The sequence below is a fragment of the Comamonas denitrificans genome (assembly GCF_017368815.1).
Lineage (GTDB): Bacteria > Pseudomonadota > Gammaproteobacteria > Burkholderiales > Burkholderiaceae_C > Comamonas > Comamonas denitrificans.
The window spans coordinates 31,977-55,856 of the sequence record NZ_JAFNME010000012.1 but is presented as its reverse complement, the minus strand read 5'-3'; the positions used below and the strand labels follow the sequence as shown (position 1 = coordinate 55,856).

Below are 23,880 nucleotides of genomic sequence, written 5' to 3'. Positions count from 1 at the left end.
AATATTTTTTGATTTATTTTTTATTTTTTAAATTTTTCTCATCTACCCCTATTAAACAGAATGCAAGCATAGTATTCTCTATATGATAAATATTCATTCCAATATCTAAGCTATCTATGTAATTGGTTAATTCTGGAAAGTCTTTGCTTTTGTAGTCATGCCAAATAATAGTGCCTGGATTGTTTTTGTCCAACATGGCTAATGCTTTTTCAGTATCATTTTTTACGTATGAAACTTCGTGATTAGCATCTACAAAAATAAATTGAAATTTATTTAAATATGGGGAAGGATCGAATTTTTTTGAATCTGTTAGTAACTGCTTAACTAAATTGCTGTTTTTTGATTCTATATATTTTCTTCGAGATTTTATAGATGTTAAAGCATGTTCTTTATCTGATGCAATAAATTCGACTCCTTCGATATTGGGCAAATCAAGAGTATAGATAACGGGCTCTTGATCATAACTGTTTGGGTAGTTTTCTAAGAGCAATCGTGTTGTAATGCCTTTATATGTTCCAAACTCAAAAATTCTTTTTGCTTTTGTTATACGTAAAAGCTTAATAAGTGAGATGGATTCAAGTGTGGTTAATGAGCCTGCACCTTGTGCAGGAGGCATAAAAAATTTTACCTCTTCTGGAAAGTTGTCCTCAATTGAAAGCAACTGACTAGGCCTTATATTAATGGTGTTCTTCATGATCTATATATAAAAGAGTATTGTGTTTAAAGTGAGATTAGTTTTTTCTGTACCACTGTAAATAATTTTCAATTCCTTTCTGTATATTTATTTCTGGATGCCAATTAAATATTTCTCTTGTTAAACTTATGTCTAATATTACACTTGGTATATCAAAGTTTCTTTTTTCTTTATAAATAATTTTTGGTTTTGTATTTGTGGTAGATGATATTACCTTCACAATTTCATTGATTGATAAGCCAGTGCCGCTACCTGCATTGAATATTCCAGTTTTATCTGTAGTTAAGACAGAAAAAGTTAGACTTGCTAGATCTCTAACATCAAAATAATCACGAATAATTTCACCATCTCCCCAAATTTCTAAAGCTTGTTGTTGTTCTATTTTGTGAACAAAATTGGCAATAATACCTTGTCCGGATAAATAATTTTGTCGAGGACCATAAGGATTAGCAGCTCTGATAATTGAGTAGTTTAGTCCATGTAGTCGATGATAAATTTGCAAATATTTTTCTATTGACAGCTTTGTAATTCCATAAGAGCAGAGTGGATTGGTTGGGTGCTCTTCATTCATAGGAAGGTATTGTGGTATTCCGTATACTGTCCCTCCAGAAGACATAAATATAAATTTTTTAATTTCATATTTAACGCATAAATCCATTATTTTTATGCTTTGTACAACATTGCTTGTTATATCAAAGGGTATATCTTCATTTGAATTTTTTGGTAGTGTTGTGGATATGAGATGAATAATATGAGTTATATTATTCTTTACTATAGTATCTTCTATATATAATAAATCTGAAAAATCACCATTGATATAAAAAGTATTATTTTTATCTTCTTTTGAATTTTTGTCGTAAACAAAGGTTTTTATTAAGTTTTTACTTAATATATCTATGATGTGGCTGCCTATAAATCCGTATCCACCTAAGACTAAGACGTTCATATATCTTCTATCTTGCTGAGTATCCACCATCTACGTTGATGACGGTTCCTGTAATGAAATCACTTGCTTTGGATGCGAGAAAAATTGCAGCGCCTTTGAGGTCTTGAGGTGTTCCCCAACGATTTAAGGGCGTTCTGAGTAAAACTTCTGCACTTCTATTTGGATCTGAAATTAGCTTTGTATTCAAACGCGTATTAATATAACCAGGTGCAATAGCATTCACACAAATACCTTTTTTAGCCCAATCATTAGATAAGGCTTTGGTGAGCTGGGTTACGCCACCCTTTGAGGCTGCGTATGCAGGTATTGTAATACCACCAAAATTCCCCATAATGGATGAAATATTAATGATCTTGCCATATGAATTTTGTAGCATTTTCTGTGCCACTTGCTGAGAATACAAAAAAGTAGCGGTAAGATTAATTTCCAAAACATCATCCCAATCTTTTTCTAGAAAAAATTCACTTGAATTTCTTCGCTGTATCCCAGCAGAATTAACCAAAATATTAATGCTGCCTTGAAAAATATTTTCTGCAGCAGTGATGGATTTTTTTATTTCATCTCTATTTTGTACGTTTGCTTCTAATGCGTGAGCTGATAATTTTTTATCTTTCATAGATGTTGCCAGCTCATGTACTCTAGGGTCTATGTCTAAGACTATTACAGTAGCACCTGCTTCTGCAAGACCTTCTGCGATAGCAAAGCCTATATCTCCAGCGCCACCTACGACGAGTGCACTTTTTCCACTTAGATCAAATAAATTCATAGCTTTATCCCATAAACATGCCACCGTTCACATCTAAAACCGCACCTGTAGTGAAGCTAGATTCTTGACTGGCAAAATAACAAACTGCAGATGCAACTTCCTCTGGAGTACCAATACGACCCAATGGGAATTTTTTAATTAGTTCTTTTTGTGTTTCTATATCGCGCATTCTATTCATCTCTGAGTCTATAGTTCCTGGTGCTACACAATTTACTGTAATCCCATAGGGAGCAAGTTTTCTGGCTAATCCATAGGTTAATGAGATTATGCCACCCTTTGATGCGGTATACGCTAATCCATTGGCATAGCCGCCCATTCTTCCTGCATTTGATGAGATATTGATAACTCGAGGTGCCGTACCCTTTTTTAGATAAGGAAGGCACTTTTGCGTCATAAAAAACGCACCTCTTAAATTAACATCTAAAACACTATCCCAGTCTTCCTCAGTTGTTTGCTCTACACTGGTTATTTCTAATAGAGCCGCATTGTTTACTAATATGTCAATAGATCCATGGTGCTGATTTATATTGGCTATTAATTTTTCCAAGGATGCAGTATGAGTTATATTGCTTTGCCAAAATGAAACGTTAGAGTTGCTTTGGTTTAAGTATTCTTTTGCAGAATCAAGATTGGATTTTTCTGAGCTGATGATAGCAACTTGCATTCCTGCTGCTAGAAATTTTTCTGTGATAGATAAACCAATATTTTTTGACCCTCCAGTAACAATTGCTGTTCTATGAGCATAAGTAAATATATTATTTTTCATGACCATTCCAAAAATCTAAAATCATATCTTGTTTTTTATTGTCTTCAATAATTAAATTATCTTTGATAAAGTTTATTGTTTTTTGTACTTCTGATTTTTCTTTGGCAGTAGTATAAATTCTGCAAAAAACTTGGCGCTCTGTTCCTAGCATATTATTTTCAATAATGTCATTTGAATTAAAGCGTTGAATAAAGTTGATGACATTGGGGTGTGATTTTATTTCAGCTATGCCAGATATTTTTCCAATCGTTCCTGCTTTTAATAAAACCCATAAAGTCGCAGCATGTTCCCCAGAAAATAAGCAATTATTCTTTTCACTGAAGTTGCCACTATACATAGATCCTGTCATGGCAAAATTGATCAACATTTCTCTATGATCAAAATTATTAAAGTGTTTTAAATAAATATGTGGCGCTTCGCCTTGTATCCTAAATCCAGGATCGTAAGCATAAAAATTCTCTTGATCAACAAAGAATTGAATCAGTAAGACTCCATTATGTACACCAAGTTTTTTAAACATTAAAACAAGTTTTGGGTGTATTTTTTCAATGAATATTTCTTTATACTTACTGGGGTATTCTGCTGCAATGCAGACAGAGCTAGATGTTCCTTGTTTTTTTGTTTTATATCTATCGGCAAGAGCTGATAAGTAAACTTCCCCATTGATGAATGTGTAATAGGCAAACATATCATCACATTCCATGTATTTTTCAATAAGATATTCTTTTTTTATCGAGACTTCTAAGGCTTTTTTTATACCAATTTCTGCTTCTATAGGTGTATTGCAAATAGAAATACCAACACCTGCACCACTATCCACGGGTTTGATAACGACAGGATAAGCTAATTTATTTAGATCGCTATCTGTACTATAGCTTGGTATAACATTTATATTATTTTTGCTGCAAATTCCTGCGAAATTGGATTTCGAAGAAAAATAGTTAATAATTTCTTTAGTTGCGTAGCAGGGGAAATTATTCTCTCGGCATATTTTTTCATAATATGGAACTAGTGGATCGGCCACTCCAACTAAAACACCTCCCACTTGTTCATTTTTAATAATTTTATTTATCTTGTCCGTCTCTCTTACGTCAATATTATAAGTGCTGTGCGCATTTTTTTTTGCAGGAGCATTTGGATAAGGATCTATAACAATAGTGTGTAGTCCCATCTTGTTGGCAACGTCAACAATAGCACCTGTTTCTGGATTTCCTCCAAGAATAATAATCTTTTGTTTTTTCATGACTTATTTTAGTGGAGAGAAGTTTTCAGAATTAAATCCAAGTAAATTAATAAAATCATTTGTATTTTTTACTCCTAGTGTCGCAAAACGAATCTTTTCTAAATCTAGGTTGTATTTTTTTGTAATACTTAAAAACTCATTTATTGTTTCTTGATTGAAAGATGGTATTAGCAGGTAATCAAAATCACACGTGTTAATGAATTCTGGAGGTTTTATGGACATTTTTGTCAAATTGTTTTCATGATGATCAATATCAAACCAGTCTTTAATTTTATAGTCTGTATTATTTTGAATTTGCCTATAGGTGTGCTGACCAAATGATCCAGAATTGTAGATGGATATAATTGATTTTTCTTTAATTGATCCAAAAATAAGAAGATTTTTATAAATATCATTATTTCCAATAAATCCGCCTGCTCTTATGATGCAGATCGATTGAAAATACTTTTGAAGTTGTTTTTTTGTATCTTCTGGAAGTGCTGATGCTAAATACTGAAATGCTATAGCTATTTTTTTTATTTCATTATCTGTATTAAAGTTGATGGACTTTAATATAGAGTTTGATCTTTGCCTGTAATTGTATGCATTAATATTTGTTATATATATGGATTTTGAATTAAAAATTATGGGGTATAAAAGTGCGGCATCTTCGCCAACCATGATTTCATTAGGTATAGTTTCTTGAAACTTCTTAACTAAATTGGATTTAAATAATTTTCCCCATGAATAGGTTTTAATGCCATGGTTTGTTATTTGCTCATCCCAGATGATTTTTTGTATCAGGTATTTTTCTATCTCTGCTTGAGTGTATTTACCTGGAGTAATATGATTTTTTATTGTTTTAAATTTTCCTAGCAACTCTCTTTTATAGTTTCCTATAACTAAGTCTACATCATATTCTTGAATATATTTAAGATATTGATCTATGCAGTCAGTATCTATCCAATCATCACCATCAATATAAAAAATATAATCTCCAGATGCCATGCGTACACCGGATTTTCTTGCGGATACAAGACCACTATTTTTTTGTGTAATTATTTTTATTCTGGAGTCGGATTTTCTGAAGAATTCACAAATCTCTAAAGCGTTATCAGTAGATCCATCATCTACTAAAATGATTTCAAGATTTTTATAAGTTTGGTTTGTAATGCTATGAATACATTGAAATAAATATGGCGCTAAGTTATATATTGGGACTACAATAGATATCAAAGGTGTCATTATTGATGCTTGCAGTGTGTGTTGGTATTCCTTGTGTATCATGATTTTTTATTTCAAATAAGTAGCCAGCGAATGGATATTTATTAATTTCATCTTTCTTTATTCCTATACTAGCGGAGCTGACTAATAGATTTTTATTATCTTTCCCGAAAAAACATATATTAGTAATATTTGGTGCTGGTAAATGAATTTTTTTTAAAATATTCCCATTCGGATGAATCCTCATGATACATCCGCTTCCCCACATAGCTACCCATAAATTATTTTCTTTGTCAAAACACATGCCATCAGGAAAACCGTGGGTTGGGCTAAATTTTGAAAAAATTTGTTTATTTTTAATTGTTCCATGATTTACAGAGAAATCATAGCGATAAATAATACCTTCCAAGGTGTCATTGATGTACATAAATTTTTCATCAGGAGAAATCAATGGGCCGTTCACAACGGAGAAGCCTCTGTCATGTATTTTTAGGCCCTCTCCCGTAGAGTAACTTGCAACCTCACCATCTTTGGCAGAGTTATCCACATTGTTCATGCTCCCATACCAAATTCTGGCGTGTGAGTCTATGCAGGCATCATTTAAGCGGCAGTATTTTTTCTCTGGAAAACTTTTGTCAATCCAATTTAAATTCTTTGGGTAATGAGTATTAAATAAAGCAATTCCACTCTGTAGGCCGACTAAGTATATATTTTTTGTTTTTGTTGGAAATACCCAGCCTATAGGTTCTTGGAAAGACCAAGATTCATAAGTTCTGGTTTTAGGATTTATTTTTACAAATAATTTTTTTAATATATCTGTCATTAATATGGATTGATCGTTAGCATCCCATACTAGCCCTTCACCCAGCGTAAATACCTTATTTATATATGGTGTGCATACAGTATCATTCATATTTTTTGAGTTTTGTTCAGAGTGGGTCATGAAGTCTGCTGGATATTCCTCCGCTGATGTCTATACATGCGCCGTGCAAAAATCTAATTTTTTCTGAAGAAATAAAAAAAGCAAGTTCTGCAATTTCATTTGGGGTTGCTATTCTTTTTTGGGGATGATAGCTTTCTAATAGTCTCATGCTTTCTGGGGCATTTTTAAACCCATCGTGCAGCATAGGCGTTTCTACAGATGCTGGTTCTATACAGTTAATTCTTACCGTATCTTCGTAGTCAAGTGCCAAGCCTCTGGTTAATGCAGCCAATGCTGCTTTGGTCGTTGCATAAGCTACAAAGCCGGGTTTGGTGAGTTTTGTGTGTATGCTGCCAATGTTTATAATATTCCCGGTATTTTTGGTCATCTTATTTTTTAAATGTGATATTAGAATATAAGGTGCAATCACATTAATGTTATAAGATGTCATGAATTCTGTTTCATCAATGGGGTGTGAAGTCGATACATACTGATAAGCAGCGTTGTTAATTAATATGTCAATATGATTTTTTTCTAGCCAGGTTTCTATTTTTTTAAAAGTAATTTCTTGTATATTTTTATTCAGAACAAATTGATTCAAATCTGTTTTTATGAAAAAATCTACATTCTGGTCTTGTATTTCTTTGATATCAATAGCGCATATTTTATATCCAGATCTTTTAAATTTTTCAGCGAGCGCTTGTCCGATAGCACCACTTGTTCCAGTAATAATTGCATGTTTATGCATTGCTTCACCTTATTTCTGAAGATTTAATAATGTCAATAATTTTTATTTGATTTTTTAAAGAAAGTTCTGGAAAGATTGGTGCGCATAAGACTTGCTCCGAAAATTCTTTTGAATTTAAAATGTTGCTTTTGTTTGCTGATGAAAGATTTTTATACATCGGAAAATCAGTAATCAACGGATAAAAATACCGCCGTGCATAAATACCATGCTCTTTGAGCTTTTCATACAAAGCATCTCGGCTTAAAGGGTATTCAGGCCCAACAAGAATCGGAAAGTATGAATGATTGGCCACAGTCTGGTGGCCTTGGGGTAAGCAGGTAATTCCTGGCACATGGGCCAGTTGCTCGCGGTAATAGGCATCAATTTCGGCCCGGCGCTGCATGACATGTGGCATGTGTTCCAGTTGCAGCAGGCCAAAAGCGGCGTTGATTTCACTCATTTTGGCGTTGATGCCTGGGGCGACTACGGTGACCTCGTCCACAAAGCCAAAGTTTTTCAGGTGATCAATGCGCTGTTTGGTTTTGGCATCGTGGCAGATGATGGCGCCGCCTTCAAAGGTGTTGAAGACCTTGGTGGCGTGAAAGCTCAGTACCGATAGGTCGCCGTGGCGCAAGATGCTGCCTCCGGCATCTTGCACGCCAAAGGCATGGGCCGCGTCGTAGATGACGCGCAGGTTGTAGTTGTCGGCAATTTTTTGAATCGCTGCGGTGTCGCAGGGGTTGCCGTAGCAGTGCACGGGCAGGATGGCGGTGGTTTGCGGGGTGATCGCCGCTTCGATTTTGGCGGGGTCCAGGTTGAGGGTGTGCGGCTCGATATCGACAAACACGGGTGTGCAGTTTTGCCACAGCAGGGCGTGGGCCGTGGCGACAAAAGAGTAGGGGGTGGTAATCACTTCCCCCTTAATGCGCAGCGCTTGCAGGGCCGTAATAAGGGCCAGGGTGCCGTTGCTAAACAGGCTGATGTGCGGCACCCCCAGATAGCGGCACAGTGCTTGTTCGAGTTGCTGGTGAAAGGGGCCGCCGTTGGTCAGTACTTTATTGGCCCAGATTTGCTCCAGGTAGGGGATGAACTCCTCCAAGGGGGGCAGGTAGGGCTGGGTAACGTAGATTTTTTCTGCTGCCATGGCGCGGTCAGTCCCTTGTGGTGGTTTTTCAGGGGGATGGGGATGTGCATAAAGAGTAGCAGCATCTGCTTGCGCTAAAGGGCAGAGAAGGCCAGAGAAAAGGCCAGTTTTGAGGGTGCATGCGGGGGTGTACACCATAAAAAATAGCTGCTAGCGCTTTATTAGCTTTAATTTCAGATAAAAAACTACCTGAAATAAAGCAATACCAAGCGGTAGCAGCTAATTTTTTTAAAGCGATCGGCTTAGAACGTGTTCACGATCTGCGCGCGAAGGGGTGCGGGATGCGGATCGGGATGGGCTGCAAGGCGCAAACCACAGACATAGCCGTAGCTATGGCGAGGATTTGCAACGCCGCAGACCGCCCGAGGCCGCGACCGCACACCCGCGAGGAGATTGTGAACACGTTCTTAGCCTTGCAGCAGCTGCAGCACGTTTTGCGGAATTTGGTTGGCCTGGGCCACCATGGCGGTGCCCGCCTGTTGCAGGATCTGCGTGCGGCTGAGGTTGGCGGTTTCAACGGCAAAGTCGGCATCAATGATGCGCCCCCGTGCGGCAGCCAGGTTTTCCACCTGGATGTCGATGTTGTTTACGGCCGTCTCAAACCGGGTTTGAATGGCCCCCAGCGTGGCGCGGGCGCTATTGACTTGGTCGATGGCGCTATCGATTTTCTTCAGGCCAATCCACGCCCCTGCTTGGGTGCCCACATCAATGTCGTTGATACCGCGTGCGTCAATTGCTGCACCAGTAGTCGGTCCTGCCGTCGAGCCGCCAATGGTGCCGGTGGCATTCAAAATGCCCGTGGCACTGGCGCTAAAGCCCGCAAAAGTAACCTGCACCGGATCGCCATTGGGGTCGGTTTTGCCAGACATGATTTCAACGGTGTACATCTCTGAACCTTCTTGTTTGGTCAGGTAGGCCACCACGCCGGTGTCAGCGCTTTTGTTGTTGATGGCTTCAATGACCTGGCCCAGACGCTCTTGCGGGCTGCTGGCAGGGGGGAGGGCGGGCAGGTCGGTGGTGCCACCGGGTGTCAAGGTAACCGTCAAGCTGCCTGCTGAAATAGCATCCATATAGCTGGCGATGCTGGCCGTGCCTGCGGTGTCGATATTTGTTTGTGCGGAGGAGGCGTAAGAGATCGACGAGATTTTTTCTGCACGCGTATCCACCAGTGCGCCCAGCGTGATGTTGTCCCCCGAGTTGGCCCCCACCTGAAATACTGCCCCGGCAAAACTACCGTCCAGCACTTTTTGGCCGTTGAAGTTGGTCTGTTTGGCCACGCGGTCCACCTCGTCGGCCAGCTGTTTGACTTCCAGCTGCAGAGCTTCGCGGTCGCCCTTGCTGTTGGTGGCGTTGCCCGCTTGCACGGCCAGCTCGCGCATGCGCTGCAGCATGTCGCCAATTTTGCCCAAAGCGCCTTCGGTGGTTTGCGCCAGTGAGATGCCATCGCTGGCATTGCGCGAGGCCACCGTCAGGCCTTTTACCTGGGTGTTCATGCGCTCAGAGATGGCCAGGCCAGCGGCATCGTCTTTGGCGCTATTGACGCGCAAACCCGAAGACAGGCGCTGCATGGTGGTGTTCAGAGACTGTCCCGAAAACGTCAGGTTGCGCTGCGCGTTGATCGAGGCGATGTTCGTATTGATAGTGGCGGCCATTGCTGTGATTCCTTCAGTTAGGCAAAAAAGTGCAGTTGCTTCGCATCGCTGAGAAAACCTAGGCGTTCAAAAGCGGCAGGCAACGCGAGCGATGGGAAGGATTCTTCCCTTTTCACCCTGGGGAAGTAGGGGAATAAGCACCGGGTTTTGCGGCTTTCTTCGGTGTTTGTGCTGTTTTTGTTTTTAAAAACAAGAGCTGTCTGCGCTTACTGATCAATGGTTTTAGGCCGTTTTTATTAAAAACTGCTAAAGCTTTCTGAACAGCGCCCGATAACTCATCTGTACGCAGCAGGCACCCCATGCCACAACCGCCCACAGAGGCCAGGCAGCCTGCAGCGACAAGCAAAACTTGTTCAAGCAACACACCGACTGTTTAAAGGAATCGCACCATGGCCATGTCAATCAACACCAACGTCGTCTCGATCAACGCCCAGCGCAACCTGGCCTTGTCCGGCGGCTCGCTGGCTACGTCGATGCAGCGCCTGTCCTCGGGTTTGCGCGTCAATAGCGCCAAGGACGATGCCGCTGGCTTGGCCATTGCCGAGCGCATGAGCACCCAGGTGCGTGGTTTGGCAGTGGCCTCGCGCAATGCCAATGATGGGATTTCTTTAGCCCAAACCGCAGAAGGCGCTTTGAGCAAAGTTGGCGACATGCTGCAGCGCATGCGTGAGCTGGCCGTGCAAGCGGGCAACGCCACCAACAGCAAGAGTGACCGCGAAGCGCTCAATGCCGAGCTGGTGCAACTGCGCGATGAGGTGGACCGCGTGGCCAAAACCACCAGTTTTAACGGCAAAAAAGTGCTGGACGGCAGCTTCACTGGTGGCGTATTCCAGGTGGGTGCCAACTCGGGCGACAACATCACGGTGGGGGCGCTGGCCAATACCAAGGTGGATAAGCTGGGCAGCTCCATGTATGGCGCTTCTAAAGTAGCCATCGCCACTGCCAACGTGCAAAACACCACCACAGCGGTTTCTATTACGGTGCAAGGCGCTGCTGGCTCGGCCACGATCACCATTGATGCAGATGCTGACCGTACCGGCGAAGAGTTGCTGGGCAGCATGGTGCAAAGCATCAACTCCAAAACCGCCGATACCGGGGTGGTGGCGTTTTTGAACAAAACAGCGACCGGCTACGACATTGAATACCGCAGCAGCGCCGATGCCGCAGGCTCTACCGCTGTGGCAACGATTACGACGAATGGACAGGGTACCTTGGCCATTGCCGGAGCTACTACAAACTTGGCCGCAGCCGACCAGGCAGGCATCCACAAAATGGACATCAAAACCCAAGCCGCCGCCTGGGAGTCGCTGCAGCGCATTGACAGCGCCCTGGACAAAGTCAGCTCTGCCCGTGCCGAGCTGGGCGCTATCCAGACCCGATTTGAAAAGTCCATCGAGAACATCGACATCCAGCAAGAAAACATCTCAGCGGCTCGCGGTCGGATCACCGATGCGGACTTTGCCCAAGAAACGGCCAACTTGAGCCGCACCCAAATCTTGCAACAAGCGGGCACCGCCATGGTCGCCCAAGCCAACCAATTGCCGCAGCAAGTGCTGCAGCTGCTGCAATAACGGGAGGGCTGCGCAACCGGCAAGAAGCAATCTGACAAGGGGTGAGAAAAAAGCCCCGTGCTTTTTCTCCCACCCCTTTCGATAAAAACGCCTGGCCCAAGCATTTGAAAAACATATTTCAAAGCTTGGGTGCAGGCATATCAACCAACGGTAGATCCATCAAGAAGGGGAATCAACATGGGTATGTCTATCAACACCAACTCGGTGTCCATCAACGCCCAGCGCAATCTGGGCTTGTCAGGCAACTCCTTGGCCACCTCCATGCAGCGCCTGTCTTCGGGCCTGCGTGTGAACAGCGCCAAAGACGATGCTGCTGGCCTGGCCATTGCCGAGCGCATGAACACCCAGGTCAAAGGCCTGGCGGTGGCCTCGCGCAATGCCAACGACGGTATCTCGCTGGCACAAACGGCCGAAGGCGCTTTGGGCAAAGTGGGCGACATGCTGCAGCGCATGCGCGAGCTGGCCGTGCAATCGGGCAACGCCACCAACAGCAAAACCGACCGCGAAGCGCTGCAAGCGGAATTGAAGCAACTGCGCGATGAAGTGGACCGTGTGGCCAAAACCACCAGCTTCAACGGTGCCAAGCTGCTGGACGGCAGCTTCACGGGGGCGGTGTTCCAGGTGGGCGCCAACTCGGGCGACAACATCACGGTGGGGGCGCTGGCCAATACCAAGGTGAATCAGCTGGGCAAGGCCAACTATGCGGAGGCTGGGATTACCGCTCCGTCGATCACAGGCGGCATGATGGCGGGCACCACACCGATCACCGTGACCATTACCGGGGCCGATGGTGCGACGGCAACGGCAACCATTGCCAATTCGAGCGATGCAACCGATAAAGAAGCATTGGGCAAAGTGCTCCAGGCGATCAACTCGAAAACTGCCGATACTGGAGTGACTGCCTTCTTGGAAGATGGCGCGATTCAGTTCCGTGGCACCATCAAAGATGGTGGTACCTACTCGGCGATTAATGTTGCTTTGAGTGGCGGCACCTCTGCATCGCTGGGAACCATTGCTGGTGCTACCCAAAAGAACACTGTGGGTATTCACGATGTGGATATTGGTACCCAAAAAGGTGCGTGGGATGCGCTGCAGAAAATCGACAGTGCCATCAACAAAGTCAATACCGCCCGGGGCGAGCTGGGTGCCATCCAGACGCGTTTTGAGAAAACGGTGGAAAACATCGACATTCAAAACGAGAACCTGACTGCTGCCCGGGGCCGCGTGGTGGATGCCGACTTTGCGCAAGAAACCGCCAACTTGAGCCGCACGCAGATCCTGCAGCAAGCAGGCACTGCCATGGTGGCCCAGGCCAACCAACTGCCCCAGCAGGTCTTGAGCCTGCTGCGTTAAGCGGTGGTGATGCCCACCGGCTTGGCAAAGCGCCTTTGGATGCTTTGCCAGGCAGGTGGGGTGTGATAGTTTTGCTTTTTGATAGCAGCCTTGGGCAACCTGGGCTGCTTTTTTTTGGCTTTTAAAAATTTTTTAGTAGCTATTAGCGCTTGCTGTTCAATGATTTTTAGGCTTTTTTATTAAAAGTTGCTAAAGCTTTCTTAACAGCGCCCGATAACCCATTTGTACGCCGCAGGCACCCTATGCCACAACCGCCCACAGAGGCCAGGCAGCCTGTAGCGACAAGCAAAACTTGTTCAAGCAACACACCGACTGTTTAAAGGAATCGCACCATGGCCATGTCAATCAACACCAACGTCGTCTCGATCAACGCCCAGCGCAACCTGGCCTTGTCCGGCGGCTCGCTGGCTACGTCGATGCAGCGCCTGTCCTCGGGTTTGCGCGTCAATAGCGCCAAAGACGATGCCGCTGGCTTGGCCATTGCCGAGCGCATGAGCACCCAGGTGCGTGGTTTGGCAGTGGCCTCGCGCAATGCCAATGATGGGATTTCTTTGGCCCAAACCGCAGAAGGCGCTTTGGGCAAAGTTGGCGACATGCTGCAGCGCATGCGTGAGTTGGCCGTGCAAGCGGGTAACGCCACCAACAGCACCAGTGACCGCGAAGCGCTCAATGCCGAGCTGGTGCAACTGCGCGATGAGGTGGACCGCGTGGCCAAAACCACCAGTTTTAACGGCAAAAAAGTGCTGGACGGCAGCTTCACTGGTGGCGTATTCCAGGTGGGTGCCAACTCGGGCGACAACATCACGGTGGGGGCGCTGGCCAATACCAAGGTGGATAAGCTGGGCAGCTCCATGTATGGCGCTTCTAAAGTAGCCATCGCCACTGCCAACGTGCAAAACACCACCACAGCGGTTTCTATTACGGTGCAAGGCGCTGCTGGCTCGGCCACGATCACCATTGATGCAGATGCTGACCGTACCGGCGAAGAGTTGCTGGGTAGCATGGTGCAAAGCATCAACTCCAAAACCGCCGATACCGGGGTGGTGGCGTTTTTGAACAAAACAGCGACCGGCTACGACATTGAATACCGCAGCAGCGCCGATGCCGCAGGCTCTACCGCTGTGGCAACGATTACGACGAATGGACAGGGTACCTTGGCCATTGCCGGAGCTACTACAAACTTGGCCGCAGCCGACCAGGCAGGCATCCACAAAATGGACATCAAAACCCAAGCCGCCGCCTGGGAGTCGCTGCAGCGCATTGACAGCGCCCTGGACAAAGTCAGCTCTGCCCGTGCCGAGCTGGGCGCTATCCAGACCCGATTTGAAAAGTCCATCGAGAACATCGACATCCAGCAAGAAAACATCTCAGCGGCTCGCGGTCGGATCACCGATGCGGACTTTGCACAAGAAACGGCCAACTTGAGCCGCACCCAAATCTTGCAACAAGCGGGCACCGCCATGGTCGCCCAAGCCAACCAATTGCCGCAGCAAGTGCTGCAGCTGCTGCAATAACGGGAGGGCTGCGCAACCGGCAAGAAGCAATCTGACAAGGGGTGAGAAAAAAGCCCCGTGCTTTTTCTCCCACCCCTTTCGATAAAAACGCCTGGCCCAAGCATTTGAAAAACATATTTCAAAGCTTGGGTGCAGGCATATCAACCAACGGTAGATCCATCAAGAAGGGGAATCAACATGGGTATGTCTATCAACACCAACTCGGTGTCCATCAACGCCCAGCGCAATCTGGGCTTGTCAGGCAACTCCTTGGCCACCTCCATGCAGCGCCTGTCTTCGGGCCTGCGTGTGAACAGCGCCAAAGACGATGCTGCTGGCCTGGCCATTGCCGAGCGCATGAACACCCAGGTCAAAGGCCTGGCGGTTGCCTCGCGCAATGCCAACGACGGCATCTCGCTGGCACAAACGGCCGAAGGCGCTTTGGGCAAAGTGGGCGACATGCTGCAGCGCATGCGCGAACTGGCCGTGCAATCGGGCAACGCCACCAACAGCAAAACCGACCGCGAAGCGCTGCAAGCGGAGTTGAAGCAACTGCGCGATGAAGTGGACCGTGTGGCCAAAACCACCAGCTTCAACGGTGCCAAGCTGCTGGACGGCAGCTTCACCGGGGCGGTGTTCCAGGTGGGCGCCAACTCGGGCGACAACATCACGGTGGGGGCGCTGGCCAATACCAAGGTGGATCAGCTGGGCAAAACCACTTATGCCGCTGTCAGCCACGCGTCTATTACCGATACGCAAAAGAATGCTGCTGGGGCTGCGCTGACGAGTGCTGCGGCGACGATCACGATTACCGGGGCCAATGGTGTCTCGGTAACGGCAACGGTTGCCAAAGGCGATAGCGTCACAGGTGACGAGGCTTTGGGCCGTGCTTTGCAGGCCATCAACAGCAAAACCTCGGATACTGGCGTGGTGGCTTTCTTGTCCACTGATGGCAAGTCGATTGAATACCGTGCATCGGTGAAAGACGGTGAAACAGCAGCCTCGGTGGCAGTGGGGTCTGCGCAGACGGACTTCAATGCGCTCATTTCTGGCACGGGTGCTGAAAAGAAAGTTACCGGTATTGCAGCCGTCGATATTGGTACCCAAGCTGGCGCGTGGGAAGCTTTGCAGCAAATCGACAAAGCCATCGACAAAGTCAATACCGCCCGGGGCGAGCTGGGTGCCATCCAGACGCGTTTTGAGAAAACGGTGGAAAACATCGACATTCAAAACGAGAACCTGACCGCTGCCCGGGGCCGCGTGGTGGATGCCGACTTTGCGCAAGAAACCGCCAACTTGAGCCGCACGCAGATCCTGCAGCAAGCGGGCACTGCCATGGTGGCCCAGGCCAACCAACTGCCCCAGCAGGTCTTGAGCCTGCTGCGTTAAGCGGTGGTGATGCCCACCGGCTTGGCAAAGCGCCTTTGGATGCTTTGCCAGGCAGGTGGGGTGTGATAGTTTTGCTTTTTGATAGCAGCCTTGGGCAACCTGGGCTGCTTTTTTTTGGGGCGCTTTTTATGCCCAGCCCAAGCTGCTGAGGTCATTGACGGCAATCGGCATGTCGCGCCACAGGCCGCGCAGGCCGGTTTTGGCGATGGTGATCCATTGCGGTTGGTACAAAAAGACGTTCACACAATCTTCGGCCAGCAGGCGCTGGGCATCGGCCAGGAGCTGCAGGCGCTCTTCGGGGTTGGCGCTGGCCTGGATGCGTGCGTACAGCGCGTTGAAGCGGCTCGATTGGTAGCCCCAGTAGTAATCGGGCTTGGCGTAGTTGCCTAAATCCAGCGGTTCGACGTGGCTGATCAGGGTCAGGTCGTACTGTTTGGCACCGTAGGTTTGGCTTAGCCACTGTGCCCATTCCACGTTGATGAGCTGCACTTGCACGCCCACCTGCGCCAGTTGGGCAGCGATGACTTCTCCGCCCTGGCGGGCGTAGGGGGTGGGCGGCAGCGTCATGTGCAGCTTCAGCGGCAAGGTCACACCGGCCTCTTGCAACAGCTGGCGCGCTCGCTCGGGGTTGAAGGGGTTGATGCCGGTGGTGTCGATGTAGCCCGGGGCGTTGGGGGTGTAGTGGCTGCCAATGGGCACGCCAAAGCCTTCGGCCGCGCCGGTGATGACGGCCTGGCGGTCGATGGCCGCAGCCAGGGCGCGGCGCACGCGCACATCGTTCAAGGGCGGGCGGGTGTTGTTGATGCTCAGAATAGTTTTGGCCCGCGAGCCGCTGATGAGCACCTGAAAGCGCGGGTCGCTTTGGAATTGCGCCACGCTGCGCACGCCGATGCGCGGGAAGGCATCCACATCGCCGGCCAGCAAGGCGGTGGCCTGGGCGGCGGCATCGGGGATAAAGCGGAAGGTGACGCGCTGCAGGGCGATGCGCCCGGCTTCGCGCCATTGGGGCCAGGCCAGCAGGGTCAGGCGGCTGCCTTTTTGCCATTGCTGCACGCGGTAGGGGCCGGTGCCGACGGGGGCGGTGGCGTTGGTGGCAGCGCTTTGGGGCTCGACGATGATGGCAGTGGCCTGCCCCAGCAGAAAGAGCAGGTCGGGGTTGCTGTGGGCGCTTTCGATCACCACGGTGAAGCGGTCTTTGGCGGTGACCTTGAGCTGCGCGAACAGGGCTTTGTCCTTGTTGGTGCTGGTGCTGCTGGCGGCGCGGGCAAAGCTGAACTGCACGCTGTCGGCGGTGAGCGGCTGGCCGTTATGAAATTGCGCATCCTGGCGCAGGTGGAAGGTGAAGGTTTTTAAATCGGGGGCCACTTCCCAGCGCTGGGCCAGCAGGGGCAGTACCGTGCCTTCGGGGGTGATTTTGGTGAGGGTTTCAAACAGGTTGTAGTGGACGATTTCGCCAATCGCCGCTGCCGCGCTGACGGTGGGGTCCAGCAGGGGCGGCTCCAGCGCCATGCCCAGGGTGAGGCTGTTTTTGCCGGCGCTGCCTGTGCTGCTTTGGGCCCAGGCGGGCCAGGGCAGGCTGCTGGCCAGGGCGCTGGCCAAAAGGGTGCGGCGATGGAACATGAAAATCTCCTAAAAAAGAAGCTGGTAGCGCTTTGTAGTCAATGTTTAAAAGAGGTTTTTCTTTTGAAACCATTGATTGATCAGCGGTGCCAGCTATTGATTGTGGTGCGCAGCATAGCGCTGGCGGGCGGCGCCGGGCGTGATGGTGGGCACGCTGCGCAACAGGGCTTGCGTGATGGGGTCGTGCGCAGCCCGCTGCAGTTGCTGGGGGCTACCGCTTTCTACCACTTCGCCCGCGTGCAGCACCAGCATGTGGTGGCACAGGTGGCTAATCACCGCCAGGTCGTGGCTAATGAGCAAATAGGCCAGGCCCAGCTCTTGCTGCAGCTGTAGCAGCACATTGAGTACCTGGGCCTGCACCGAAACGTCCAGGGCGCTGACCGGCTCATCCAGCACCAGCAGGCGCGGGCGCGTGATGATGGCCCGCGCAATGGCAATGCGCTGGCGCTGGCCGCCAGAAAAACTGTGGGGATAGCGCTGCGCATCGTGCGGGTGCAGGCCCACATGCTCCAGCGCCTGGGCCACGCGCTGGGCGATGTCTGCGGGCGCAAGATTGCCGTGGGCGGTCAGCGGCTCGGCAATGCTCCAGCCCACACTGCGGCGCGGGTTGAGGGCGGTGGCCGGGTCTTGAAACACCATGGCCATGTGCTGGCGCAGCGGGCGCAAAGCGGCGGCGGGCAGGCGGTGCAGGTCTTGGCCATCGAGGAGCACTTGGCCGCTGGTGGGCGATTCCAGCACCAAAATCAGCCGCGCCAGGGTGGATTTGCCGCTGCCCGAGGCACCCACCAGCCCCAGGCAGCGCCCGGCGTGCAGCTCAAAATCGACGTTGTTGAGCACCCTTTGCTGCGCGGGCAGGGCCAGCCAGTGGCGCCGGGGGGCGGGGTAGCTTTTGCACAGTTGGCGCACTTGCAGCAGCGGCGGGGGCAGGTCGTGAAGGTCCATGGCGGTGCAATCCCTCGTCGTTAATCTTGCCAGTGCTGGGTGTTGCCGCCGCGCAGGGCCTCGGGGCGCAAGCACCAAGCATGGTGGGCTCCCAGGCTGGTGTGCGGGGCTTGGTGTGGAAAGAAGCTGGGAATGGCGATGCGCGGCGGGGTTTGCGCCTGGCACTCGGCCTGGGCAAAGCTGCAGCGGTTGGCAAAGGGGCAGCCGTGGCCCAAGTCGGCCAGGCTGGGCACCTGGCCGGCAATGGTTAAAAGCGGGTAGGGCTGGCCGCTGGGCTGGCGTGGAGCCCCTAAACGGGGTCGGGCGGCCAGCAGGGCGCGGGTGTAGGGGTGGGCCATGTGGCTGAACAGGGCCGCGGTGGGGCCGCTTTCCACCACCTGGCCGCCGTACATGACGAGCAGGTCGTCGGCGTTTTGCGCCACCACGCCCAGGTCGTGGCTGATGAGCAGCAGGGCCATGTCGCGCTCTTGCATCAGGCGGTGCAGCAAATCGAGAATGTGCTGTTGCACCGTGGTGTCCAGGGCGGTGGTGGGCTCGTCGGCCAGCAAAATATCGGGCCCGCAGGCCAGGGCCATGGCAATGGTGATGCGCTGGCGCTGCCCGCCGGAGAACTGGTGCGGGTAGTCGGCAAGGCGGTTGCGGGGGATGCCCACTTGGGCCAGTAAATCGGCGGCCTGCGCCCAGGCGGCCGCGCGGCCCAGGCCCTGGTGCAGGCGCAGGGGCTCGGCCACCTGGCGGCCAATGGGGTGAACGGGGTTGAGCGCACTGCCCGGGTCTTGAAACACCATGGCAATGCGGTTGCCGCGCAGTTTTTGCCAGGCCGCTTCGCTTTGGCCCAGCACTTCGTGCGTGTGCAGGCGGATGCTGCCGCTGACTTGGCTGCCCTCAGGCTGCAGGCCCAGCAAGCTCAGGGCCAGCAGGCTTTTGCCGCAGCCCGATTCGCCCACCACGCCCAGGCAACTGCCGCGCTGCAGTTTGAAGCTGATCTCGCGCAGGGCGTGCAGCCGCCGCCCGTCGGGGGTGGGCAGCAGCAGGTTCAGGCGGGCAACATCCAAAATCACCATGGCGAGCGTCCTTGCGTTGGCGGGGCCAGCAGCTGGCGCAGGCCCTCGCCCACAAGCTGAAAGCCCAGCACGGCCAAGGCAATCGCCAGGCCGGGGTACAGGGCCAATTGCGGGGCCTGGTAGAGCAGGCTTTGCGCCTCGCTCAACATGCGTCCCCACGAGGGTGTTGGCGCCTGCACCCCCAGGCCCAGGTAGGACAGTGCCGCCTCGGCCAAGATGGCCAGGGCAAACTGGCTGCTGGCTTGGGCCATCAGCACCCCGGCGCAGTGGGGCAGGATGTGCTCCCAGGTAATGCGCCACCGGCTTTTGCCGCAGGCGCGGGCCGCAAGCACATAGTTTTGCGCCCACACGCTGGCGGCGCTGGCCCGCGCCAGGCGGGCAAAGATGGGGATGTTGAGCAGCGCAATCGCCAGCACCGCATTGCCCAGGCCCGGCCCGCGCACGGCACTGAGCAAAATGGCCGTGAGCAGCGCCGGAAAGGCCAGGCTGAAATCGGCCAGGCGCAGGGTCAGTTGCTCAACCCAACCGCGCCGGGCGGCGGCCAGCAGGCCCAGGCCCGTGCCCAGCAGCAGCCCCAGGCCCACGGCCACCAGGCCCACGGCCAAGGTGCTGCGGGCACCGACCAGCAATTGGCTGGCAATATCGCGGCCATAGGCATCGGTGCCCAGCCAGTGCTGGGCGCTGGGCGGGGCAAAGCGCTGGGCCAGGTTCATGGCCTCAAAGGCGTGGGGTGTCCACAGCCACGACAGGGCGGCGGCCAGCACTAGGGCGGTGGTGAGCAGCCCGCCCAGGAGCAGGGCAAGCGGGCGCGGCGGCCGTGTTGCGTTCATGGCACTCATCGCCCCGTTCCGGACAGGCGCACACGCGGATCGAGCCAGGCGTGCAGCACATCAACCCAAAAATTCACCACGATGACCATCGCCACCAGCAGGAGCACGCCGTTTTGCACCACCAGCAGGTCGCGGTTGGCAATGGCCTGAAACAGCAAGCGGCCCAGGCCGGGCAGGTAAAACACGTTTTCCACCACGATGGCCCCGGCCAGCAGGTTGGCAAACTGCAGCCCCAGCAGGGTCAAAATCGGCCCCATGGCATTGCGCAGCACATGGCCCCAAAGGATTTGGTGGCGGCCCAGCCCCTTGGCGCGGGCGGTGCGCACAAAGTCTGCGCCCACATGCTCCAGCACCGCCGAGCGCGTCAGCCGCGCCAAAATGGCCGTTTGCACCCCCGCCAGCGCCAGCGTGGGCAGGATCAGTGCCTGCAGGGCGGGCAGCAGGCCGCCGCCAGAATCCTGCGTCCAGCCCGGAAAACCCCCGGCGCTGACCCACTGCAGGCGCACGGCGAACACCACAATCAGCAGCATGGCCAGCCAAAAGCTGGGAATGGCCAGGCCCAGCTGGGTGCTGCCCATGAGCAGCTTGTCCGGCCAGCGGCCCTGGTAGGCGGCGGCGTACAGCCCCATGGGCAGGGCCAGCAGGGCGCTTACGCCCAGGGCCAGCAGGGCCAGCGGCACGGTCAGCTGCAGGCGCTGCAGCAGCAAATCGGCCACGGGCTCGCCATAGGCGTAGCTTTGCCCCAAATCACCGTGCAGCAGGCCGCGCAGCCAGCCGGTAAAGCGCGGCCAGGCGGGGGTGTCCAGGCCCAGCTGGGTGGCCAGGGCGGCCACGGCCTGCGGGTCGGCATCCGGCCCGAGCAGCACCTGGGCGGCATTGCCCGGCAGCAGGTGCAGCACGGCAAAGATCAGGGCCGCCGCAGCCAACAGGGTCAGCAGCAAAGACAATAGCTTTTGCCACAGGAAATAAGCCATATTAAAAGGGTTTTATGCAAAAAATAGCCATGAAATCAGCGTTATCAGCTCTCTTTTTTGACTTCTGGCCGGGGCGGCTTGGGGCGCGGCGGTGTGTTGGTGTTGATTTGTGCGGTGGCCTTGTCCATCGCGCCCGCCACCAGCAGGGGCCAGGCTTTGAGGCTGTGGGCAATGCTCTCTTCAATGGCCTGCTGTTGGTCGCTGGGCGCTTTTTTCAGCACCCAGCTGGTGACTTCGCTTTTGTTGCCCGGATGGCCGATGCCCAGGCGCAGCCGCCAGTAGTCGCCACTGCTCAGCTGGGCGTGGATGTCGCGCAGGCCGTTGTGGCCGCCGTGGCTACCGCCTTTTTTCAGCTTGACTTGGCCGGGGGCAAAGTCCAGCTCGTCGTGTGCCACCAAGATTTGTTCGGGCTGGATTTTAAAAAACCGCGCCAGCGCCCCCACCGATTTGCCCGACAGGTTCATAAACGTTTGCGGCTGCAGCAGCCACAGCGCTTGCCCCTGCACCGTGGCGCGGGCCGCCAGGCCCCAGTAGCTGCGCTCGGGCTGCAACTGGACTTTGAGCTCGCGGGCGAGGGCATCAATCCACCAAAAGCCAGCGTTGTGGCGGGTGGCGGCGTATTCCGGGCCCGGATTGCCCAGGCCGACAAATAACTTAATCATGGGCGGCGATTATCGTAAGCGCGGTAAATCTGCGCAGAGGGTGCAGAAAAGACAATGGCCCACCGAAGTGGGCCATGGCTGGGTTTTTACGCCGGGGCGCAAAAATTATTTTTTGCCTTTTTTGGCAGGGGCGGCGGGGGCCGGTGCAGCGCCTTCGGCCGGGGCCACTTCGGGCAGCTTGATATTGACCAGGGCGGGGTTTTTGTTGGAGCCACGCACCACGGCTTTGACACCGTAGGGCATTTTGGTCAGGTTGTTCAGGCCCAGGGCGCTCTTGACGGTCAGGCCCGACAGATCGACCACGATGTTCTCGGGCAAGTGGGCGGGCATGCACACCACGGCCAGTTCGTGGATCAGCGGGGTGACGGTGCACTTGTCTTCTTTGACGGCGGGCGAGTTCTCGACACCTTCAAAGTGCAGGGGCACGCGCATTTCGATTTTGGTCGTTTCGTCCACGCGCTGGAAGTCCACGTGCAGGATTTGCTGTTTGAAGGGGTGGTATTGCACATCGCGCAGCACCACTTTGGTGGTTTTGCCGTCGATGTCCAAGTCCAGCACGCTGGAGTGGAACACTTCTTTTTTCAGTGCGTGAAAAATCGCGTTGTGGTCCATTTCGATCAGCTGGGGCTGTTCGCCAGCACCGTAAACGATGCCAGGGGTCTTACCGGTAAAGCGCATACGGCGGCTCGCACCCGTACCTTGTTGTGCGCGTGTAGTGGCTGCAAATTGCATGATGTCAAACTCCAAAGTGGTGGGCCGCGACCAGCCTCACCGGGTTAAGAAAAGACGGCAGGTGCCGTCTTTGGGGGGGAAAGCAATAGTGCCCGAGGGCTTTAGTCTTCTTCAAACAGGCTGCTGACTGATTCGCCGTTTTGCACCCGGCGGATGGTTTCGCCAAACAGCGGTGCCACCGAGATCTGGCGAATTTTGCCGCAGGCCTGGGCCGCTGCGGACAGCGGAATGGTGTTGGTTACCACCACCTCGTCCAATGCGCTGCCGCTGGCAATGCGCTCAATGGCCGGGCCCGAGAAAATGGGGTGGGTGCAGTAGGCATACACCTGCTTGGCACCGCGCTCTTTGAGCACTTCGGCCGCTTTGACCAAGGTGCCAGCGGTGTCGATCATGTCGTCCATGATGACGCAGTTGCGCCCTTCAATGTCGCCAATGACGTGCATCACTTCCGAGACGTTGGCCTTGGGGCGGCGCTTGTCAATGATGGCCAGATCGCAACCCAGCTGCTTGGCCAGGGCCCGTGCCCGCACCACGCCACCCACGTCGGGGCTGACCACGATCAGGTTGTCGTAGTGCTGCTGGCGCAGGTCTTTGAGCAGCACCGGCGAGGCAAAGATGTTGTCCACCGGAATGTCGAAAAAGCCCTGGATCTGGTCGGCGTGCAAGTCCATGGTCAGCACGCGCGATACGCCAGCGGCTTGCAGCATGTTGGCCACCACCTTGGCGGTAATGGGCACGCGCGAGGAGCGCACGCGGCGGTCTTGTCGGGCGTAGCCAAAATAGGGGATGACGGCGCAGATGCTCTCGGCCGAGGCGCGTTTGAGGGCATCGACCATGACCAGCAACTCCATCAGGTTGTCGTTGGTCGGGGCGCAGGTGGGCTGGACAATGAAAACGTTGCGCGTGCGCACGTTTTGCTTGATTTCGACGGTGACTTCGCCATCGGAGAAGCGGCCCACATCGGCATCGCCCAGGGTTGTACCGAGGTAGTGGGCGATTTCTTCGGCCATGCCACGGTTGGCATTGCCGGTAAACACCACGAAATTAGAGGGTAAGGAGGGCATAAGCTATCCCCGCGCGGGGTGCTAAAAGAAAAGCAAAAAATGTGGCAGGGGAGGAAGGACTCGAACCCTCGCATGCCGGAATCAAAATCCGGTGCCTTAACCAACTTGGCGACTCCCCTACAC

At 51.8% G+C, this 23,880-nt stretch carries 23 protein-coding genes and 1 tRNA gene; 4 read left to right on the top strand and 20 right to left on the bottom strand.

Annotated features, from left to right (window positions below; all coding sequences use genetic code 11):
- Positions 1-13 precede the first annotated feature (13 nt).
- From J1777_RS07145 to J1777_RS07095, 11 genes are all read right to left on the bottom strand, one after another.
- Complete coding sequence (locus J1777_RS07145; protein ID WP_207575126.1) at positions 14-694, bottom strand: class I SAM-dependent methyltransferase; 681 nt, start codon at positions 692-694, stop codon at positions 14-16.
- Positions 695-731: 37 nt separating this feature from the next.
- Positions 732-1,640 (bottom strand): NAD-dependent epimerase/dehydratase family protein, encoded by a 909-nt coding sequence (locus tag J1777_RS07140; RefSeq protein WP_207575125.1) that lies wholly within the window; start codon positions 1,638-1,640, stop codon positions 732-734.
- Between the two features lie 7 nt (positions 1,641-1,647).
- Complete coding sequence (locus J1777_RS07135) at positions 1,648-2,406, bottom strand: SDR family oxidoreductase (RefSeq protein WP_207575124.1); 759 nt, start codon at positions 2,404-2,406, stop codon at positions 1,648-1,650.
- A 4-nt stretch (positions 2,407-2,410) separates the two neighbouring features.
- Positions 2,411-3,172 carry an SDR family NAD(P)-dependent oxidoreductase gene (locus J1777_RS07130; RefSeq protein ID WP_207575123.1) on the bottom strand — a complete coding sequence of 254 codons (762 nt, stop codon included), beginning with the start codon at positions 3,170-3,172 and terminating at the stop codon, positions 2,411-2,413.
- On the bottom strand, positions 3,162-4,415 hold the full coding sequence (locus tag J1777_RS07125; protein ID WP_207575122.1) for an ATP-grasp domain-containing protein: 1,254 nt from the start codon (positions 4,413-4,415) through the stop codon (positions 3,162-3,164). Before J1777_RS07125 ends, J1777_RS07130 begins: the two co-directional genes overlap by 11 nt.
- Positions 4,416-4,418: 3 nt before the next feature.
- On the bottom strand, positions 4,419-5,639 hold the full coding sequence (locus J1777_RS07120; RefSeq protein WP_207575121.1) for a glycosyltransferase family 2 protein: 1,221 nt from the start codon (positions 5,637-5,639) through the stop codon (positions 4,419-4,421).
- Positions 5,602-6,561, bottom strand: a complete 960-nt coding sequence (locus tag J1777_RS07115) for an SMP-30/gluconolactonase/LRE family protein (protein ID WP_207575120.1) — start codon at positions 6,559-6,561, stop codon at positions 5,602-5,604. Before J1777_RS07115 ends, J1777_RS07120 begins: the two co-directional genes overlap by 38 nt.
- A complete protein-coding gene (locus J1777_RS07110) occupies positions 6,548-7,288 on the bottom strand; it encodes an SDR family NAD(P)-dependent oxidoreductase (RefSeq protein ID WP_207575119.1) in 741 nt (246 codons plus the stop codon). Before J1777_RS07110 ends, J1777_RS07115 begins: the two co-directional genes overlap by 14 nt.
- Before the next feature lie 4 nt (positions 7,289-7,292).
- Positions 7,293-8,411, bottom strand: coding sequence for a DegT/DnrJ/EryC1/StrS family aminotransferase (locus J1777_RS07105; RefSeq protein ID WP_207575118.1), 1,119 nt, complete (start codon positions 8,409-8,411; stop codon positions 7,293-7,295).
- Positions 8,412-8,818: 407 nt separating this feature from the next.
- Positions 8,819-10,063 carry a flagellin N-terminal helical domain-containing protein gene (locus J1777_RS07100; RefSeq protein ID WP_207575117.1) on the bottom strand — a complete coding sequence of 415 codons (1,245 nt, stop codon included), beginning with the start codon at positions 10,061-10,063 and terminating at the stop codon, positions 8,819-8,821.
- A 112-nt stretch (positions 10,064-10,175) separates the two neighbouring features.
- A complete protein-coding gene (locus tag J1777_RS07095) occupies positions 10,176-10,427 on the bottom strand; it encodes a hypothetical protein (RefSeq protein ID WP_207575116.1) in 252 nt (83 codons plus the stop codon).
- A gap of 25 nt (positions 10,428-10,452) precedes the next feature.
- Here J1777_RS07095 and J1777_RS07090 point away from each other — a divergent pair, with 25 nt between their 5' ends.
- The 4 genes from J1777_RS07090 to J1777_RS07075 all read left to right on the top strand — a co-directional run bounded on the left by J1777_RS07090 (position 10,453) and on the right by J1777_RS07075 (position 15,869).
- Positions 10,453-11,634, top strand: a complete 1,182-nt coding sequence (locus tag J1777_RS07090) for a flagellin N-terminal helical domain-containing protein (RefSeq protein WP_207575115.1) — start codon at positions 10,453-10,455, stop codon at positions 11,632-11,634.
- Between the two features lie 177 nt (positions 11,635-11,811).
- Entirely contained in the window at positions 11,812-12,987 is a 1,176-nt protein-coding gene (locus J1777_RS07085; protein WP_207575114.1) for a flagellin, read from the top strand.
- Positions 12,988-13,319: 332 nt separating this feature from the next.
- Positions 13,320-14,501, top strand: coding sequence for a flagellin N-terminal helical domain-containing protein (locus J1777_RS07080; RefSeq protein ID WP_207575113.1), 1,182 nt, complete (start codon positions 13,320-13,322; stop codon positions 14,499-14,501).
- 177 nt (positions 14,502-14,678) lie between these two features.
- Entirely contained in the window at positions 14,679-15,869 is a 1,191-nt protein-coding gene (locus J1777_RS07075; RefSeq protein ID WP_207575112.1) for a flagellin N-terminal helical domain-containing protein, read from the top strand.
- A 126-nt stretch (positions 15,870-15,995) separates the two neighbouring features.
- Here the strand turns inward: J1777_RS07075 and J1777_RS07070 are convergent, their stop codons facing one another.
- The 9 genes from J1777_RS07070 to J1777_RS07030 form a co-directional block, all read right to left on the bottom strand.
- Positions 15,996-17,489 (bottom strand): ABC transporter substrate-binding protein, encoded by a 1,494-nt coding sequence (locus tag J1777_RS07070; RefSeq protein WP_207575111.1) that lies wholly within the window; start codon positions 17,487-17,489, stop codon positions 15,996-15,998.
- A gap of 93 nt (positions 17,490-17,582) precedes the next feature.
- Positions 17,583-18,431 (bottom strand): ABC transporter ATP-binding protein, encoded by an 849-nt coding sequence (locus J1777_RS07065; protein WP_207575110.1) that lies wholly within the window; start codon positions 18,429-18,431, stop codon positions 17,583-17,585.
- Between the two features lie 20 nt (positions 18,432-18,451).
- Positions 18,452-19,495 carry an ABC transporter ATP-binding protein gene (locus J1777_RS07060; protein WP_207575109.1) on the bottom strand — a complete coding sequence of 348 codons (1,044 nt, stop codon included), beginning with the start codon at positions 19,493-19,495 and terminating at the stop codon, positions 18,452-18,454.
- Positions 19,489-20,325 carry an ABC transporter permease gene (locus tag J1777_RS07055; protein WP_242700434.1) on the bottom strand — a complete coding sequence of 279 codons (837 nt, stop codon included), beginning with the start codon at positions 20,323-20,325 and terminating at the stop codon, positions 19,489-19,491. Before J1777_RS07055 ends, J1777_RS07060 begins: the two co-directional genes overlap by 7 nt.
- A 5-nt stretch (positions 20,326-20,330) precedes the next feature.
- Positions 20,331-21,299: an ABC transporter permease gene (locus J1777_RS07050; protein WP_207575107.1), complete on the bottom strand. Its 969-nt coding sequence runs from the start codon at positions 21,297-21,299 to the stop codon at positions 20,331-20,333.
- Positions 21,300-21,343: 44 nt separating this feature from the next.
- Entirely contained in the window at positions 21,344-21,961 is a 618-nt protein-coding gene (gene pth, locus J1777_RS07045) for an aminoacyl-tRNA hydrolase (protein ID WP_207575106.1), read from the bottom strand.
- A gap of 105 nt (positions 21,962-22,066) precedes the next feature.
- A complete protein-coding gene (locus J1777_RS07040) occupies positions 22,067-22,693 on the bottom strand; it encodes a 50S ribosomal protein L25/general stress protein Ctc (protein ID WP_207575105.1) in 627 nt (208 codons plus the stop codon).
- 101 nt (positions 22,694-22,794) lie between these two features.
- Positions 22,795-23,757 carry a ribose-phosphate pyrophosphokinase gene (locus tag J1777_RS07035; RefSeq protein ID WP_207575104.1) on the bottom strand — a complete coding sequence of 321 codons (963 nt, stop codon included), beginning with the start codon at positions 23,755-23,757 and terminating at the stop codon, positions 22,795-22,797.
- Between the two features lie 42 nt (positions 23,758-23,799).
- Positions 23,800-23,876: transfer RNA gene (locus J1777_RS07030), tRNA-Gln, on the bottom strand.
- Positions 23,877-23,880: the final 4 nt, after the last annotated feature.